The organism is Rhodoferax sp. GW822-FHT04A08 (assembly GCF_058801025.1).
Map to the genome: position 1 here is coordinate 1 of NZ_JBXAMW010000054.1, position 1,854 is coordinate 1,854.

Consider the following 1,854-nt stretch of genomic DNA (forward strand, 5'->3'; position numbering starts at 1 on the left):
AAGGTAACCGGCGCGCCCTGGAACAATCGGAACTTGTACGTGCCCGAGAGCTTGCCAAACGCAATCACCGAGCCGCTGAAGGTGATGGCACCAATGGCTGCACCCAGGAACAGCTCCAGCCGGTTGCCGGTAGGAATCGGGTCCCCCTTGGCCAGTCCATGCAGCAGGGCCGCGGGCTCCAGCACCGCGGCCACGGCAATGAACACCGCCGCCAGACCGATCATGCTGTGGAAGAAGGCCACTAGCTCGGGCATCTTGGTCATCTCCACCGTCTTGGCGCGGTAGGCACCATAGCCGCCGCCCACCACCAGGCCCAGCAGCACCCAGGCCAAGCCCAGGCCGTTGCCGTGCGAGGTTTCATAAATCAGGGCCGCCGTGGTGAAGGCAGCAATGGTCATGCCGATCATGCCGAACACATTGCCCCGGATGGAGGTGGTGGGGTGCGAGAGGCCTTTCAGAGCTTGGATGAAGCAGACCGAGGCAATCAGGTACAGCAGCGTGACAACATTCATGCTCATTTTTGGCCCCCTTCAGCTGCGGCAGTTGCCTTCTTCTCTTTCTTCTTGAACATCTCCAGCATGCGCCGGGTCACCAGAAAGCCGCCGAAGATGTTGACCGCAGCAAGCGCCACGGCCAGCACGCCCATGGCCTTGCCCCAGGGGGTTTCGGTCTGGGCGGCCGCGAGCATGGCGCCCACCACCACGATGGCCGAGATGGCATTGGTCACCGCCATGAGCGGCGTGTGCAGGGCGGGCGTGACGGTCCACACCACGTGGTAGCCCACGTAGATGGCCAGTACAAAGATGATCAGGTTGGTGATCGTGGGGGATACGAGGTCCATGGGGGTTGTCCTTTGGTTGCTCTTCTTTATTTGCGCTTGACCTCAAAGCCCTGGGTCATCAGGCAGGCTGCCACGATGTCGTCTTCCAGGTCCACGTGCAAGGCGCCTTCCTTGTTGACGATCAGCTTGAGGAAGTCCAGCACGTTGCGGGCATACAAGGAGGAAGCATCGGCCGCCACCAGCGCGGGCAGGTTGGTTTCGCCCACGATGGTCACGCCGTGCTTGACCACCGTCTTGTCGGCTTCAGACAGCGGGCAGTTGCCGCCCACGCCACCCGGGCCTTTGCCCGCTGCGATATCCACGATCACGGAGCCTGGCTTCATGGACTTGACCATGTCTTCCGTTATTAGCGTGGGGGCTGCGCGCCCGGGGATCAGGGCGGTGGAGATCACCACATCGGCCAGCGCCACGCGCTTGGCCACCTCGACCTTCTGGCGGTCCAGCCAGCTCTGCGGCATGGGCTTGGCATAGCCGCCCACGCCCACGGCGGCTTCCTTTTCTTCATCGGTGTCATAGGACACGTCGATGAACTTGCCGCCCAAGGATTCCACCTGTTCCTTCACGCTGGGGCGCACGTCCGAGGCCTCGATCACCGCACCCAGGCGCTTGGCCGTGGCGATGGCCTGCAGACCGGCCACGCCCACACCCAGGATCACCACACGGGCGGCCTTGACGGTACCGGCCGCTGTCATGAGCATGGGGAAGAAGCGCTGGTACTTGTCTGCCGCAATGATCACCGCCTTGTAGCCGGCGATATTGGCCTGGCTGGAGAGCACGTCCATGCTTTGCGCGCGGGTGGTGCGCGGTGCGGCTTCCAGCGCAAAGGAGGTCAGGCCGGCTGTGGCCAGCTGCTGCAGTCCAGAAGCATCAAAGGGGTTGAGCATGCCCACCAGCGTGGTGCCCGCGCGCAGCAGGGGCAGCTCCGACACTTGTGGGCTGCGCACCTTGAGCACCAGATCGCAACCAAAGGCGCCCGCTGCATCGGTGATTTCGGCACCGGCTGCCACATAGGC

At 63.5% G+C, this 1,854-nt stretch carries 3 protein-coding genes; all 3 read right to left on the reverse strand.

What is annotated here, in order from left to right:
- Nucleotides 1–518 (reverse strand): NAD(P)(+) transhydrogenase (Re/Si-specific) subunit beta (locus AC1RMF_RS26490; protein WP_493145526.1); only part of this gene is annotated, 518 nt, incomplete at its 3' end.
- Nucleotides 515–841, reverse strand: a complete 327-nt coding sequence (locus AC1RMF_RS26495; RefSeq protein ID WP_493145528.1) for an NAD(P) transhydrogenase subunit alpha part 2 — start codon at nucleotides 839–841, stop codon at nucleotides 515–517. The genes AC1RMF_RS26495 and AC1RMF_RS26490, both read right to left, overlap by 4 nt.
- Before the next feature lie 26 nt (nucleotides 842–867).
- On the reverse strand, nucleotides 868–1,854 hold a 987-nt coding region (locus tag AC1RMF_RS26500), incomplete at its 5' end, for an NAD(P) transhydrogenase subunit alpha (protein ID WP_493145530.1).